The following is a 15208-nucleotide window of genomic DNA, read 5'->3' on the forward strand; positions in this document are numbered from 1 at the left end:
CCCCTCAGAGTTTCAGACCGCTGGACGCGATCGACTGCACGATGTAGCGCTGCGCGGCCAGGAAGACGATGAGCACGGGGACGATCGCCATCGCGATGCCGGCCGCGATCGTGCCCAGGGAGCCGGTCGAGAAGCGGCCGGCCAGCAGCACCAGGCCCACGGGCAGGGTCTGCCGCTCGGTGTCGCTGATCATGACGAGGGGCAGCAGCAGGTCGTTCCACCAGTACGTGAAGCACAGGATGCCCAGGGTGGCGATCGACGGGCCGGACAGCGGCAGGATGACCCGGGCGAACGTCCGGAAGTGGCCGGCGCCGTCGAGTTTGGCCGCCTCTTCCAACTCGTACGGCAAGGCCATGAAGTGCTGGCGCAGCAGGAAGATGCCGAAACCGCTGAAGATGCCGGGCAGGATCAGCGACCACAGCGTGTTGGTCAGTCCGAGCTTGGACATGACCAGGAACAGCGGCACGATCGTCACCTGGATCGGGATCATCAGCGAGCCGATCACGACCGCGAACAGCACGCCCTTGCCTCGGAAACGCAGGCGGGCGAAGGCGTACGCGGCCGTCGCGCACGTGACGATCTGGGCCACCGTGACCGTGGTCGAGACGATGATCGAGTTGGCGAAGAACCGGAAGTACGGGACCTGGTCGGTCACCTGGCCGAAGTTGTCGCCGGTCAGGTTGGCCGGATCGAACGTGGGCGGCAGCTTGTACAGCTCCGCGTCGGAGCCGGAGAAGGCACCTCGGAAGATCCACAGGAACGGCGCGGTGATGGCGAGGGCGGCGAGCGCGAGGATCGCGAACGTGGCCACTCGGCTGAGGATGCGGCTCACTCGTAGAACGTCCATCTGCGTGAGAAGCGGAACTGGATGGCGGTCAGCACGATCAGCACGAGCATGAACGTGATGCCGATGGCGCTCGCGTAACCCAGGTCGAAGTCGCCGAACGCGCGGTCGTACAGGTACTGCACGATCGTGCGGCTGGCGTCGCCCGGGCCGCCCGAGGTCAGCACCCGGGGCTCGGCGAAGATCTGGAACGAGTTGATGGTGTTGATGACGACCAGGAAGAAGATGGTCGGCGACAGCAGCGGGAACGTGATCCGCCAGAACCGGGTCCAGGCGTTCGCGCCGTCGACGATCGCCGCCTCTTTGAGCTGGTGCGGAATCGCTTGCAGGCCGGCGATGTAGACCAGGATCGAGAAGCCGATGGTCTTCCACGAGTTCACGATGATGATCGAGATCGGCGCCCACGCCGACGAGCCGAGCCAGTCGATGCGGTCGACGCCGAGCGTGCCGAGCAGGTAGTTGACCAGCCCGAGGTCCTTGTTGAGCAGGAACCGCCAGATCAGGGCGACGGCGGCCGCCGAGACCACGAACGGGAACAGGAACGACAAGCGGAACACGCCGCGCAGCCACCTCGGCATGCGGGTCTCGAGCAGAACCGCGAGCAACAGCCCGAGTACGACGTTGACCGCGAGGATGGCCAGGGCCATGTACACGGTCGACCCGTACACACGCAGCAGACGCTCGTCGGTGAACAATCGCTCGAAGTTGTCGAGGCCGACGAACGTGCCGTCGCTGAGCAGGTTCCAGTCGTAGAAGCTCAGGTAGAGCACGCCGGCCGTCGGGGCCAGCACGAAGACCAGGAAGGTGACGATCGAGGGGGACAGGAACGCGAGGGCCGCGAACCCGTCCTTCCGCGACTTTCGGGGAGAGGCCCCCCGGCCCGGAGCCGGGGGAGCCTGACGTTCGGTCATGAGGGCAGTCATTTCAGCAGGTGACGATGCTGCTCAGTTCACCCTGCATGGCCTTGAGACCGTCGGCGACACTCGTCTCGCCGGCGAAGATCAGCTGAAGGTGACGCAGGACGGTGGACTCGAACGCGCTGTACTTGGCCGGGGCCGGGTACGGCACGAGAGTCGGGAACTTGTCGATGCTGTCGTAGTAGAGGTCGGAGTTGGCGGGCAGGACGCCGACCTTCGAGATGGTCTGGGCCAGCGAGCGCCGCGAGGGGATGGAGTCGCCGGGCTTCTCGGGCGTGCCCACGTACTGCTTCTCGATCTGTTCGCTGACCGTGAACTTCTGGTACTCCCAGGCCAGGTCGGGATTCTTGGACGACTTGAGGATCGGGTAACCGGCCCCGCCGAAGACGGTCTTGTACGTGTCGCCCTTCGGGTAGAGCTGGATGTCGAACGACTTGAATCCGGCCGGCAGGAACGTGCCGATCGGCCAGCGACCGGCGCCGAACATGGCCACCTGGCCGTTCTGGAAGCGGGTGAACACGTCGCTCATCGGCATCGGGGCGGGGGAGACGCCGTCGGTGATGAGCTGGCGCAGGAACGACACGGCCTTGGTGACCTGGGCCGTGTCGGCCGTCGCGGCGCACACGTCGTCGCTGGTCAGGTTGCCGCCGGCGTTGGCCACCCAGGGCATGATGCCGGGGAAGATCTCGTTGCTGGCCCAGGTGAAGCCGTACGTGTCGGTCTTGCCGTCCTTGTTGGTGTCGGCGGTCAGCTTCTTGGCCGTGGCCTGGAAGTCCGCCCACGTCCAGTCGGCCTCGGGCGGCTCGACCCCGGCCTTCTTGAACACGTCGGTGTTGTAGTAGACGACCATGTTGTTCCAGCCGTACGTCAGCGTGACGACGTCTTTCTTGACCGTGAACCCGTCGATCAGGCCCTGGGCGATATCGCCGGTGATGGCCTTGGCGTCGGCGTCCTTCTCGAGGTACTCGTTGATCGGTCTCACGAGGTTGTTCGCGTGCACGAACTGGGCGCCCTCACCGGAGATGACCATGAGGTCGGGCCGCTGCCCCGAGGCGATCAGCGTGGCCACGTTGGCGTAGTAGGTGCCCCAGTTCTCGCCGGTGACCGGCGTCAGCTTCACCGTGGTGCCGGCGTTGGCCGCCATGAAGGCGTCGGCAGTGGCCTTGTTGCCGGTCTCGGCGGCCGGGCCGTAGTTCCAGTAGACGATCTCGAGCGACTTGTCGCCGCCCTCGGCCGCGCTGTCGTCGTTCGAGCACGCCGTGATGGAGGAGACCGCGAGCGCGGCGACCGCGCCTACCGTCGCGAGTTTTCGTAACGAGGTGTTCATGAGCCTGCGTCCCTCTCGAATTGGGAGCGGAATAGAGGCGGTGCGGTGCGCCACAGTGAAGTCCAAGAAATCGATTTCGTCAAGGTCCCTTCTTGGGCGGGATTCCAGCGCCGTGATCAGGGAACTTCGACCCGGGATCGATTGCAGTGCTAGGCCAGCTCGGCCCGCAACACGACCGTGCGGGGCGGCTGGGCGTCGCCGCCGATGCGCTCCAGCAGCATGGTCGCGGCCGTCGTGCCGAGGTGGCGCGCAGGCAGTCTGACCTGAACAACTGCCGGTGGCGTGAGGAACATGAAGGGCAGTTCGCCGACCACGGCCAGACCGAACTTGGACGGGTCGACGCCGGCCTCGACCACCGCCTGCAGCGCGCCCACGCCCATCAGGTTGTTGGTGGTCAGCACCGCCTCGGGCGGCTCGGGCAGGGCCAGCAGGTCTTTCATGGCCGCGTAGCCACCGTCGGCGCGGAAGTTGGCGTGCCGCAGGTAGCCCTCGGGCATGGCCGCCCGCCGCGTGGTCATCACCTGCCGCCAGCCCAGGAACCTGTCCTCGGTCGACTCGATGCCGACCGGCCCGGCGATGCAGGCGATCCGCCGGTGGCCGGCGTCGAACAGGGCCGTGGTGGCCGCGATGCCGGCCGCCCGGTTGTCCACCTTGACCGCGTCCACCGGGTACGGCGTGGTGCGGTCGACGGCCACCACCGGGCTGCCCAGCGAGGCGATGGCGCCCAGGTCGGCCTCGTCCGAGGCGGGGGCCAGGATCACGCCCGCCATCTGCTCGGACGCGGCGATCTGCAGGTAGCGCAGCTCCTTGCCGGGGTCGTCGTCGGTGTTGCAGAGCACGACCGAGAAGCCGGCTTGCTGGGCCCGGTCCTCCACGCCCCGGGCCAGCGCGGTGAAGAACGGGTTCTCGATGTCGGGGATGAGCAGGGCGATCACCTCGGAGCTCTGCTTGCGCAGGCGGCGGGCGGTCTTGTTGGGCGTGAAGGCCAGCTTGGCGGCGGCCTCGCGGACGGCCCGCTGCTTCTCCGGCGACACGGTGTTGCCGTTGAAGACGCGCGAGACGGTCGCGGGTGAGACGCCGGCGAGCGCCGCAACCTCGTAGATCGTGGCCATGGGCTCACCCTAGTTGACAGTCCGTGAGCTTCGATCTACCTTCGCTGAAATCGATTTCACTCTCGGAGGTTCTGGATGCGGTTCACCGGAGACGCGCGGCGCGCGGTGGCGTTCCCGCTCGGCGGGCTCGGCACCGGGCACGTGGCGCTGTGCGGGGACGGTGCGTTGCGGCAGTGGCAGCTGCTCGGGGTGCCCAACCACGACGCGCTGCTGCCGGACAGCTTCTTCGCGCTGCGCGTCTCGTCGCTCGAACCGCCGGCCGACGTCGTCCGCCTGCTGCAGTCCGAGCCGCCCGCGTACACCCCGGCGCCCAACGTCTCCGACGGCGTCTACGCGGCGCCGGATCGCCGCTGGCCGCTCGTCGAGGACACCATGTTCGAGGCCGCCTACCCGTTCGCCACCGTCGACTACCACGACAGCGCGCTGCCGGTGGCGGTCACGCTCGAGGCGCACACCCCGTTCGTGCCGCTCGACGTCGACGCCAGCTCGCTGCCGCTGGTCACCTACCGCTTCACGATCCGCAACGACAGCACCGAGTTCCGGCACGGCTTCCTGCTCGCGGCGTTGCAGAACGCGACCGGGTGGGACGGCGTCACCCCGATCGACGGCACCCGCGGGGCCGGCTACGGCGGCAACGTCAACCGGGTGCTGAGGCGGCCCGGCCAGAGCGGAGTGCTCATGGACCACCCCGGCTTGGCCGAGGACGACCCGTCGGCGGGCGAGATGCTGCTCTGGACGGACGCGCCGGCCGCCGTGCTGCCGCGGGCCCACGACGCCGACACGTTGCTGCGCTGGGTCGAGACGCTGCGGCTGGCCACCCCGACCCAGCTCGGCGACTTCTCGCCGGCCGCGCTGCGGGCGGCCCTGCGCGACGGTGCGTCGCCGATGCGGGCGCCGGTCGGTCCGAGCCCGGCCGGGCACACGTGGGACGCCGGGGTGGCGGCCGCGTTCGCGCTGCCGCCCGGGGAGTCCACGACCATCGACATCGTGCACGCGTGGTGGTTCCCCAACCGGTACGCCGATTTCGACCGCTTCGGGCCGCAGCCGACTTACGGTCCGACGCGTTTCTGGGTCGGCAATCACTACGCGACCCGATTCGGCGGGGCGCTCGACGTTCTCGACGCCTATCTGGCCGATCGCGAGGAACTCGACGCGAACTCGCGGGCATGGGCCGATGCGGTGGCGACCAGCGATCTGCCGCAGCCGCTGCTCGACACCATTGCCACCCAGCCTTCCCTCGTACGATCCCCGAGCATCTTCCGCACGGCCGACGGCCGCACGTTCGCGTTCGAGGGCGCGCTCGGCGCCTCCACCCGCAACTGGAACGGTGACGCGGGCGGCTCGTGCCCGCTCAATTGCAATCACGTCCTCAACTACGAGCAGGCGCTCTCCCGGCTGTTTCCGGCGATCGGCCGCGACATGCGCGAGACGGAATTCCTCGTGCAGTCCGCCGACGGGTCGATCCCGCACCGGGTGGTGCTGCCGCTCTATCTGCCGCAACTCACCGGAGTAGCGATCGGCGGGCCGGCCCGACCGGCGCTCGACGGGATGCTCGGCGCGGTTCTCAAGACCTATCGCTCGGTGCTCGACGGCGCTGGGAACGACTGGCTGTGCGAGCAATGGCCGTCATTGTCGTCGCTCATGGCGTACATCTCGGGCGAGTGGGACCGCGCGGGCGACGGGGTGCTGCGGGGCGAGCAACCGGTCACCTATGACATCGCGCTGCACGGCCCGAACATGTTCGTCGGCGCGCTCTGGCTGGCCGCCTTGCGCGCGATGTCGGCCATGGCCACGCTGCTCGCCGAGCCGGACCCGTTCTCGGCTGTCTTCGAAAAGGCTGCCCCGGCGTACGACGAATTGCTGTGGAACGGCGAGTTCTATGCGCAGCCGAACACCGGTGAGGCGTACGACTTCGGCCCCGGGTGCCTGTCGGATCAGCTGCTCGGTCAATGGTGGGCCCACGAACTCGGACTCGGCCATCTGCTGCCGGCTTCGCGCGTACGTCAAGCTCTGCTCTCGATCGTCCGATACAACCTGCGAACGGGTTTCGAACCGCACGGCTACCGGTCGTTCGCCGACGGCGACGAAACGGGTCTGGTCGTCTGCAGCTGGCCCCACGGCGGACGCCCCGCGGTGCCGCTGCGCTATTGCGACGAGGTCTGGACCGGCGTCGAATACCAGGTCGCCGCCCACTGCTTCTACGAAGGCCTCGACGACGAGGGTCTGGCCATCGTCCGCGGCGTGCGCGCCCGCTACGACGGCACCCGCCGCAACCCCTTCAACGAAATCGAATGCGGCGACCATTACGTACGGGCCATGGCCGGCTGGTCCCTGCTGACCGCCTGGACCGCGCGCGACCGCCCCGGCCGCTTCCCCCACGTGTCGGGCACAAGTTGGGGCACCACCGGTTTGTCATAGAACTGTCACGCCCCCGCGGATCGCCCGCCACAGCCGGACGGCACGGTGATCGGACCAGCCGCCGGCCCGGAAGGGGCAAGCCATGTACCCGATCCCCGGCCCCGACGACGGCGAGTTCGACGTGGCCACCTGGATCGCCCGCATGACGGCCGACGAGCACCTGGCCGAACAGGTGGCCCAAGCCCTGAGATCCAACCCCCGCGTCCGCGGCACCCGCCTCGAGATCACCGTCCAGAACGGCGTAGTCATCCTGGAAGGCACCCTCGACTCCACCGACGCCCGCGAAGCCGCCCGCGTCACCGCCTGGACCATCCCCGGCGTCCACGACGTCTGCGACGCCTTGGCCGCGAGCTAGTGTAACTGTAGTTATAGTAAGTACGGTTACACTAGCTGCGTGGAGAAGCCGGTAGACATCTTCGATCGCGATGCCGAATGGGCCGAACTGGTCCGCTATGCGCGATTACCGCAGCGTGGGGCCACGCTGGGTGTCGTGTCGGGTCGTCGCCGTCAGGGAAAGACGTTCCTGCTCGACGCGGTGGTCAGGGCCGGTGGCGGCTTCATGTTCACCGCAACGGAATCGTCCGAAGCGGATGCGCTGCGACAATACGGCGATGCGTTGGGGAGTTTTCTCGGCGAGTCGACGCCGCTGCGCTTCGCGAACTGGGACGAAGCGATCACCCGCACGATGACTGTGGCCCCGAACGGTCCGTTGCCGGTCGTGATCGACGAGTTTCCGTTCCTGGCGCGGGCCAGCCCCGCTCTGCCGTCGATCATCCAGCGCGCCCTCGATCCGGCCGGTCAGCGGATGAACACCCAGGTTCGGTTGCTGCTCTGCGGTTCGGCTCTCTCATTCATGGGCGGCTTGCTGTCAGGTACCGCACCGCTTCGGGGCCGAGCCGGCTTGGAGCTGGTCGTCCGGACTCTCGACTACCGCGCGGCGGCCCGGTTCTGGGGGATCGGCGATCCCCGGACGGCATTGCTGGTCAATGCGATCGTCGGCGGCACCCCGGCCTACCGCCACGAGTTCACCCAGGACGACACCCCGGCCGGGCCGGACGATTTCGACGATTGGGTGGTGCGAGCCGTGCTCAATCCCGCCCGGCCGCTTTTCCGGGAGGCTCGCTATCTGCTGGCCGAGGAACCGGATATCCGTGATCCCGCGCTTTATCACTCCGTGCTGGCCGCGATCGCGAACGGCCGCACCCGTCGCGGCGAGATTGCCAACTATCTAGGCCGCCAGCCGGCGGACCTGACCCATCCGCTCGGCGTCCTCGAAGACGTCGGCCTGGCCGTCCGGGAGGACGACGCCTTCCGGAACAACAAAGGGGTTTATCGCATCGCGGAACCGCTGATCGCGTTCTATCACGCCGTCATGCGGCCGGCCTGGGGCGACTTGGAGCGTGCGGGACGGGCGCGTCAGGTCTGGCCCCGCCTTCAGCGAACCTTCCTCAGCAAGATTGTCGGGCCGCATTTCGAGTCCGTCTGCCGGGACTGGGTGCGGTGGGAAGCCGATGCGGACACCCTTGACGGCTTCCCGTCGCGGGTCGCGGCAGGTGTCGTGAACGACTCGGCCGCCCACACACAGCACGAGGTGGATGTCGTGGTCCTCGGACGCGACGACGACGGCAAGGAGGAGGCTTTGGCCATCGGCGAAGCCAAGTGGAACGAGATCCTCGGGGTAGGTCACCTGGAGCGGTTGGAACACATTCGGGCCCTGCGGGGCAGCGCATGCCGGTTGCTGCTGTTCAGCGGGGCCGGATTCACCGACGACCTCAGGGTCAGGGCCGACGGCGATCCGGGCATTCAACTCGTCGGGTTGTCCCGGCTCTATGGCTGACGGCTGATTTTTGTCGTACCCCTCTGCTTCGCTGGCGACACGGTCAGTTGTTGGCGGGCGAACGGGCGATGGTTGGTCGAGCGACCATCACTCATCGTGGTGTGGCGCGAGTGAGGGGAGTGCCTGGTGGAGACGGCGGAGGTCCTGGCGGCCGAGCAGAAGTACTTCGACCATGTGTCCGATCATCGGGAACGCATGCGTCGCGGGCTGCTCGAGGCTCCGGGGGCCGCGGCCAACGCGGGGGCCGCCATGCGGCTGCGCAAGGACGCCGAGGCGCGGCTCGAGCGGATGGGGCAGCCCGACGACGCCGTCGCGGTCGGGCGGATGGACGACGAGGACGGCTACGTCCTGTACGTCGGTCACAGCACCATCACCGACGACAACTCCGAGGTGCTGGTCGTCAACTGGCAGGCGCCCGCCGCGGCCCGCTACTACACGGCCACCCACGCCGACACCGGCGGCCTGGCGCTCAAGCGCACGTTCGAGTGCAGCGGCAACACGATCGAGTCGTACAGTGATGTGGTCTTCCAGCAGTTGGCGGCGGCTGTGGCCGAGCTCGAGGCGCCCGGCGACGCCCTGCTCGACGACCTCAACCGCGACCGCACCGGCCAGATGCAGGACATCGTCCGCACCATCCAGGCCGCCCAGTACGACCTCATCCGCGCGCCCCTCGACCAGTTGCTCGTGATCCAGGGCGGGCCGGGCACGGGTAAGACCGCCGTGGCCCTGCACCGGGTGTCCTGGCTGCTGTTCAACCACCGCGACGCGCTGTCGGCGGCCGACGTGCTGATCGTCGGGCCGAGCCCGACGTTCACTCGCTACACCCGCACGGTGCTGCCCAGCCTGGGCGACATCAGCGTCGTCCAGCGCGACATCGGCCAGTTCCACCCGCCGGTCCGGCGCGGCCGCACCGAGGGGGCCGGGGTGGTGCGGCTCAAGGGTGACGGGCGCCTGGCCGGGCTGCTGCGGCGCGCCCTTTACGACCGGGTCGGCGTGCCGGCCGACCAGGCCGCGGTCGAGGCCCACGTCGACGGCCGGCCCGTCGTGTTCACGGCCGACGAGATCAACCAGATCGTGGCCCGCAGCCGCCAGACGCCCGGTTCGTTCACCCAGCAGCGCCAGATCTTCCGCAGCCTCATGGTCAACCTCGGCCTGGACCGCGCCCGCGAGCGGCGGCTCGGCGTGCGCACCCCGCTCGACCAGCTGATCGAGCGGATCTGGCCGACGTTCACGGCGCCGGCCTTCCTGCGCGAGCTGTACGGGTCGCGCGACCGGCTGATCGCCGCGGCCGGCGAGGAGTTCACCGCTCGCGAGGTCGCGCTGCTGCACCGCCGGCCCGGCGAGCGGATCACCGAGGAGATCTGGAGCGAGGCCGACCTGCCGCTGATCGACTATCTCGAGTCGCTGCTGCACGGCGTCGAGGAGCGGTTCGCGCACATCGTCGTCGACGAGGCCCAGGACCTCTCGCCCATGCAGCTGCGGTCGATCGCGGCCCGGTCGTCGACCGGCTCGATGACCGTGGTCGGCGACATCGCCCAGTCCACCGGCCTGTGGGCGCGCGACGACTGGGACGACATTCTCGAACACCTGCCCGCCCAGTTGCCGCAGGTGACGGCCGAGCTGCGGTACGGCTACCGCGTGCCCCGCCAGGTCTTCGAGCTGGCCGAGCGTCTGCTGCCGATCGCGGCCCCCGGCATCACCGCGCCCCAGGTCGTGCGTGACGGGCCCGCCGACCCGGTGTTCCGCCTGGTCGACGACGACAGCCGGGCCACGGTGGCGGTCGAGGCGGCGATGGCGCACGCCTCTCACGGGCGGTCGGTGGCCATCATCTGCCCGGCCGTGCACCGCCCGGCCATCGAATCCGAACTGGCCGTACGCGATGTGGCCTGGCGGGCGGCTTCGCGCAGCGAGCTCGGCCAGGGGGTCAACCTGGTCAGCCCGCACGAGGCCAAGGGCCTCGAGTTCGACGCCACCGTGGTGGTCGAGCCCAAGGACATCGTCGCCGAGGACGAGCGCGGGCATCGGCTGCTGTACGTGGCGCTGACCCGGACCACCCGCTACTTGCACGTGGTCGGTGTCCTGCCCATGATCGGCGCTGCCCAGCCGCTGTCGCTGAGCGGCCCCGAGCAGGACGACGACCTCCCGCCGCCCGTCGAGCCGCCGGCGTTCAGCGAGCCGCCGGTGTTCAGCGAGCCGCCGGTGTTCAGCGAGCCGGCGTCGCTCGTCGAGCCGCCGTCGTTCGGTGAGGTCTCGTCGTTCGTCGAGCCGCCGTCGGCCGGGCAGCCGTTGTCGTTCGGTGGCGACGAGGACAGCGACTTCCCGGCGGCCGATCATCGCGAGCGGGAACGGCCGGTCAGCGACTTCGAGGCGACCCGGGCGATCATCGTGCCGTCCGTGGTCGGCACCGCTTCGGTCCCGTCCCCGCGCGTCGAAGTCGTGCCACCGGAGTTCCGCCCGCCGTCAGCGGCGCCGGCCGTTTCGACGCCGCCTGCCCCGGTGTCGCCCGCGCCGACCATGCCCGCGCCGGCCGCGCACACGCCGGTGACGTCCGCGCCGGCGGCTGTGGCGCCGCCGGCGCCCGCTCGGACGGGGAGCTTGTCGGCGCAGATCGTCGAGCTGGTGGCGGCCGAGCTGGCCGGTCAGGTGCGCGAGAACGTCCAGCCCGCGCAGTGGCGGGCCGTCCTCGACCGGGTCGGCGAACTGCTGGCGGACGAGTAGCGCGCCGGCCGCGTCGTCTCGCGCCCCATCGCCGTACCCGGTGATGAGTTTCCGCCGCCGTGCCCGTCTCACTTATGACGGCACATGACGAGGCGGAAGGATGACGTGATGAGTGCGGACACGAAGCTGGGCGAGGTCGACGAGCCGGCGTTCTCGGGGCTGGCCGAACGGCACCGACGCGAGCTGCACGTGCACTGCTACCGGATGCTCGGCTCGTTCGAGGACGCCGAGGACACCGTGCAGGAGACGTTCCTGCGGGCCTGGCGGCGCCGCGAGACCTTCGAGGGCCGGTCGACGTTCCGGGCCTGGCTGTACCGGATCGCCACCAACGCCTGCCTCGACCGGCTGGCCCGGAACCGCCCGGAACCCGCGACCGGCGGCGAGGTGCTGTGGCTGCAGCCCTACCCGGACAGGCTGCTCGACGAACTGCCCGCGGGCGACGCCGACGAGCCGGAGAGCCTGGTCGTGGCCCGGGAGACGATCGAGCTGGCCTATCTGGTCGCCGTTCAGCACCTCGCGCCCCGGCCCCGTGCCGTGCTGATCCTGCGCGACGTGCTGGGCTGGCCGGCCAAGGACGTCGCCGAACTGCTCGGCGACTCCGTCAACTCGGTCAACAGCGCCCTTCAGCGGGCCCGGGCCGGCCTGCGCGAGCACCTGCCCGCCGAACGCCAGGACTGGACCGGCGGCGGCGACGAGGACGCCGGCACCCGGGAGCTGGTGCGCCGCTTCACCGACGCCAGCGTGGCCGCCGACATCCCGGCCCTGACCGCGATGCTGCGCGACGACGTCCGCACCTCGATGCCGCCCACCCCGGGACTGCAGGCCGGACGGGACGAGGTCGTGCGGTACTGGGTCGAGAGCGGCTTCGCGGCCATGACGGGCCTGCGCGGCGTCCCGACCCGGGTCAACCGGCAGCCCGCGGTCGCCTTCTACCACTGGCGTCGGGCCGAGGCCGCCTACCGGCCGCTGACGCTCGACGTGTTGCGGTTCACCGGCGGCCGGATCACCGAGATCACCACGTTCCACAGCGACCAGTTCCCGCGGCTGGGCCTGCCGGAGCGGCTGCCGGCGGACGGCACGGAGTAATCCCCGTGCGGACGCTCACGCTGCGCGGTGGCGCCCGCGTGGCGGTGAACGCAACTGAGTGGCACGACGCGTTCGGCGTCGTCACCCACGGACGTGTGCAACTCGAGCTGCGCGACGGCGAGCCCGGCCCGGTCCTGGGCCGCGCGGCGAGCTTCTGGCTGCGCGGCACCGGCGTCCGTGCCCTGCGCAACCCCGGCCGCCGCCCGGCGCGGCTGCGCATCATCACCCCCGGGAGCCACGCCCGCCCGGCGTCCCCACAAGATCAACTTCCTGATACCGGAGAAACCCATGAACACCCTGTCTGACTCCCGGATCGTCGCCCACCCGTTCCGCGCGCTCGCCATCACCGGCGTCCTCGCCACCCTCGCGGCGATGGCGGCCACCACGGTCGCCGCTGCGCTGGCCCGAGCGGCCGGTGTCACGTTCGAAGTCTCCGCCGGCGAGACCGTCCCGCTGGCCGGGATCACCACGGTGACCGGGTTTTTCTCGCTGGTGGGAGTAGTCCTCGCGGCCGCCCTGTTGCGCTGGAGCGCCCACCCGGCCCGGCGCTTCGTGGCGACGACAACGGCGCTGACCGCGCTCTCGCTGATCCCGCCCTTCCTGGCCGGAGCGACCGCCGCGACGTCGTTCACCCTGGTCGCGCTGCATCTGGTCGCGGCGGCAGTGATGATCCCCGCCCTGACTCGGAGCCTCCGCTGACGTCCTTTCTCGGCGGGGGCGGGAGCCGCAGCCGGCCCCGGCGCGCCGCGCCGGGGCCGGACGTGTCATACGGTCGTACAGACGGTGCCGTTGAGGGTGAAGACCTGCGGGAACGCGTTGGGGCCGCTGTAGGAGCCGACGAAGCCGGCCGATGCGGTGGCCCCGGCGGCCAGGGTGCCGTCGCTGGTCACGCGGACCGTGCGGCCGGTCTGTTCCCAGGTCGCGCTCCAGCCGCTGCTCACGCTCTGCCACGTGGTGGGCCAGGTGAAGGTCAGCGTCCAGCCGTTGACCGGGGCGGCGGCGTTGTTGGTGATGTCGATCGAGCCGACGAAGCCGTTGCCCCAGTCGTTCGTGTCGCGCAGCTTCACCGTGCAGGCCGAGGTGGCGGGGGTGCCGGTGGTGAACGTCAGCGGCGGCGAAGCGGCCGACAGGCGTCCGGCGTTGTCCCGGGCCAGCACGTTGACCGTGTAGCGCCGGCCCGGCTCCAGGTTACGCACGGTCAGCGACGTGCCGGTGGTCTCGCCGAGCAACTCGCTGACGCCGCCGTTCTGGCGATACACCTCGTACTTGAGCCCGGGCTTGCCGGCCGGCCACGAGATCGTCGCGGTGCGGTCGGTCGTCGTGGCCGTCGGTGTCGCCGGCGCCGCCGGCGCAGCCGCGTCGGTGCGGGCCGGGTGCAGGGTGACCAGCGTTATTGAGTACGGGGCCAAAGTCTGCGTTCCGGCCGTGCCACCCGGTGCCGTGGTCACCGCGTCGTCGCCGTTCGCGAACGTGGACACCGTCGGGGCGCCCGCGGCCGGGCTGAAGCCGTGGTAGTTCAGCTTCACCGTGCGCGATTCCGTCTCGTCCTTGTTGATCAGCAGCACCGCCACGTCGCCGTTGGCCCGGCGGACGGCATGGGTGCTGACCAGCGCATCGTCCGCGCCGGTGCCGATGAACCGGTCACCCGTACGCGCGAAATCGCCCATCAGCGACAACGCGTGGTACGGCGCGAACGGCGTGTTCATCGGCGGCTGGCAGACCGAGTTGTCGGCGTTGCAGTTGCCGCTGGAGAGCAGCCCGTAGTCGTCGTAGTCGGTCTCGCCGGCCACGGTGGAGATGTCGCCGAGCCCGTTGTGGACGTTCCACCAGTGCACAGTGAACACGCCCTGGGCGAGCAGGCCGCTGTAGACGTCGGCCAGGAACAGCGCGCCGGGCTGGGTGTTGCGCCCGATCTCGACGTTCGTCTCGGTCATGCTGATGCCGATGCGACCCGCGGGCTGACCTCCGTACGTGTCAATCTGCTTTCTCAAGAGGTTGACGGCCTCGGGGATGTGCGCGGACTTGGTCAGGGTCTCGGCCGGCGTGCTGCCGCCCGGGTACCAGTGCACGTCGGCGAAGTCGATGACCGAACCGGCGCGGGTGAGCACCTCCTGGTTCCAGCTGCTCGCGTCGCCCGGGCCGACGATGGCGTCGGGCCAGTTGCCGGGCATGGTCAGCACCGCACCGATCTTGATGCTCGGATCAACGGCCTTCATGGCTTGCGCGTACGCGATGACGGTGGCCGCGTATTCCTTCGGGCTCTTGTCGGCGTGTTCGTCGGCCTCCCACGCCGACCCGTAGTGCCCGTTGCCGTAGTTCTCGTTGCCGATCGTCCAGTACTTGGCGTCGTACCCCTTGGTGATGTTGGCATAGCGCACCCAGTCCGCGGCTTCCTGAGCGGTGCCGGTGCCGTAGTTCGAAATGATCATCGGCTGGGCGCCGGTGCTGCGCGCCCCGGCCATGAACGTGTCGAAGTCGGTGTCCGGCGCGACGTAGCCGCCGGGCGCGGTGTGGTCGCGCCAGTGGTAGATGTCGGCGTACGAGCCGCCTGGGTAGCGCAGCATCTGCACGCCCGCGTCCCGCATCAGGCCGGAGACGGCGGGGGTGCCGAGCTGGGAGTCCCAGATGGCGTGGTTGACGCCGAGCGCGACGTCGCTGACGGCGGCGAGACCGGCCCGCACGTCGACGTCCACACGGGTCTCAGCAGCCGCCCGCGTGGCGGCAGGTGGTGCGGCGACGGCGACGGGTGGTGCAGTGACGACCGCCGCCAGGACGGCGGCACCGGCCAGAACGCGGCGCACGCATCGGGCGCGTCTGTGGATAACTTCGGGCCTCGCCTTGACAAGCGCGTAGGTTGGGCCCGCCCCCAGGTCGGGCGGGGTGGGGTGAGTGGGGGGTCGGGGAACGCTCATGACGGATCTCCACGAAGGACGTCGGGCTGGGAGCGCT

12 protein-coding genes are annotated in these 15208 nt (G+C 69.8%); 7 read left to right on the forward strand and 5 right to left on the reverse strand.

All coding sequences use genetic code 11. The annotated features are described in order from the left end of the window. Positions 1-4: 4 nt before the first annotated feature. The 4 genes from M1L60_RS13990 to M1L60_RS14005 form a co-directional block, all read right to left on the reverse strand. Positions 5-832, reverse strand: coding sequence for a carbohydrate ABC transporter permease (locus M1L60_RS13990; protein WP_253237824.1), 828 nt, complete (start codon positions 830-832; stop codon positions 5-7). Further along, complete coding sequence (locus M1L60_RS13995) at positions 829-1755, reverse strand: carbohydrate ABC transporter permease (protein WP_253237825.1); 927 nt, start codon at positions 1753-1755, stop codon at positions 829-831. Before M1L60_RS13995 ends, M1L60_RS13990 begins: the two co-directional genes overlap by 4 nt. A gap of 13 nt (positions 1756-1768) precedes the next feature. Beyond that, entirely contained in the window at positions 1769-3088 is a 1320-nt protein-coding gene (locus M1L60_RS14000; RefSeq protein ID WP_253237826.1) for an ABC transporter substrate-binding protein, read from the reverse strand. A gap of 149 nt (positions 3089-3237) precedes the next feature. Continuing rightward, positions 3238-4200: a LacI family DNA-binding transcriptional regulator gene (locus M1L60_RS14005; protein ID WP_253237827.1), complete on the reverse strand. Its 963-nt coding sequence runs from the start codon at positions 4198-4200 to the stop codon at positions 3238-3240. 75 nt (positions 4201-4275) lie between these two features. Between M1L60_RS14005 and M1L60_RS14010 the strand changes: the two genes are divergently transcribed. The 7 genes from M1L60_RS14010 (at position 4276) to M1L60_RS14040 (ending at position 12958) form a co-directional block, all read left to right on the forward strand. Next, a complete protein-coding gene (locus M1L60_RS14010; protein ID WP_253237828.1) occupies positions 4276-6618 on the forward strand; it encodes a GH116 family glycosyl hydrolase in 2343 nt (780 codons plus the stop codon). A gap of 82 nt (positions 6619-6700) precedes the next feature. Beyond that, the gene (locus tag M1L60_RS14015) at positions 6701-6973 is read left to right on the forward strand and encodes a BON domain-containing protein (RefSeq protein ID WP_253237829.1); all 273 of its coding nucleotides are present in this window, start codon (positions 6701-6703) and stop codon (positions 6971-6973) included. Positions 6974-7012: 39 nt separating this feature from the next. Continuing rightward, the gene (locus M1L60_RS14020; protein WP_253237830.1) at positions 7013-8455 is read left to right on the forward strand and encodes an ATP-binding protein; all 1443 of its coding nucleotides are present in this window, start codon (positions 7013-7015) and stop codon (positions 8453-8455) included. Positions 8456-8581: 126 nt separating this feature from the next. Continuing rightward, positions 8582-11173 carry a UvrD-helicase domain-containing protein gene (locus M1L60_RS47810; protein ID WP_253237831.1) on the forward strand — a complete coding sequence of 864 codons (2592 nt, stop codon included), beginning with the start codon at positions 8582-8584 and terminating at the stop codon, positions 11171-11173. Between the two features lie 108 nt (positions 11174-11281). Further along, complete coding sequence (locus M1L60_RS14030) at positions 11282-12259, forward strand: RNA polymerase subunit sigma-70 (protein ID WP_253237832.1); 978 nt, start codon at positions 11282-11284, stop codon at positions 12257-12259. Positions 12260-12264: 5 nt separating this feature from the next. Next, entirely contained in the window at positions 12265-12564 is a 300-nt protein-coding gene (locus M1L60_RS14035) for a hypothetical protein (RefSeq protein WP_253237833.1), read from the forward strand. Continuing rightward, on the forward strand, positions 12548-12958 hold the full coding sequence (locus M1L60_RS14040; RefSeq protein WP_253237834.1) for a DUF6069 family protein: 411 nt from the start codon (positions 12548-12550) through the stop codon (positions 12956-12958). Before M1L60_RS14035 ends, M1L60_RS14040 begins: the two co-directional genes overlap by 17 nt. A gap of 65 nt (positions 12959-13023) precedes the next feature. On the opposite strand, the gene M1L60_RS14045 is transcribed toward M1L60_RS14040, so the two are convergent. Then, the gene (locus M1L60_RS14045; protein WP_253237835.1) at positions 13024-15060 is read right to left on the reverse strand and encodes a cellulose binding domain-containing protein; all 2037 of its coding nucleotides are present in this window, start codon (positions 15058-15060) and stop codon (positions 13024-13026) included. Between the last annotated feature and the right edge of the window lie 148 nt (positions 15061-15208).

It is taken from the genome of Paractinoplanes aksuensis, from assembly GCF_024137025.1.
Taxonomy (GTDB): Bacteria; Actinomycetota; Actinomycetes; order Mycobacteriales; family Micromonosporaceae; genus Actinoplanes; species Actinoplanes aksuensis.

Excerpts from the sequence above, each read along its gene's own strand:
- M1L60_RS13995 (WP_253237825.1), bottom strand. The coding sequence starts at position 1,755 with ATGACCGAACGTCAGGCTCCCCCGGCTCCGGGCCGGGGGGCCTCTCCC.
- M1L60_RS14000 (WP_253237826.1), bottom strand. The coding sequence starts at position 3,088 with ATGAACACCTCGTTACGAAAACTCGCGACGGTAGGCGCGGTCGCCGCG.
- M1L60_RS14005 (WP_253237827.1), bottom strand. The coding sequence starts at position 4,200 with ATGGCCACGATCTACGAGGTTGCGGCGCTCGCCGGCGTCTCACCCGCG.
- M1L60_RS14010 (WP_253237828.1), top strand. The coding sequence starts at position 4,276 with ATGCGGTTCACCGGAGACGCGCGGCGCGCGGTGGCGTTCCCGCTCGGC.
- M1L60_RS14015 (WP_253237829.1), top strand. The coding sequence starts at position 6,701 with ATGTACCCGATCCCCGGCCCCGACGACGGCGAGTTCGACGTGGCCACC.
- M1L60_RS14030 (WP_253237832.1), top strand. The coding sequence starts at position 11,282 with ATGAGTGCGGACACGAAGCTGGGCGAGGTCGACGAGCCGGCGTTCTCG.
- M1L60_RS14040 (WP_253237834.1), top strand. The coding sequence starts at position 12,548 with ATGAACACCCTGTCTGACTCCCGGATCGTCGCCCACCCGTTCCGCGCG.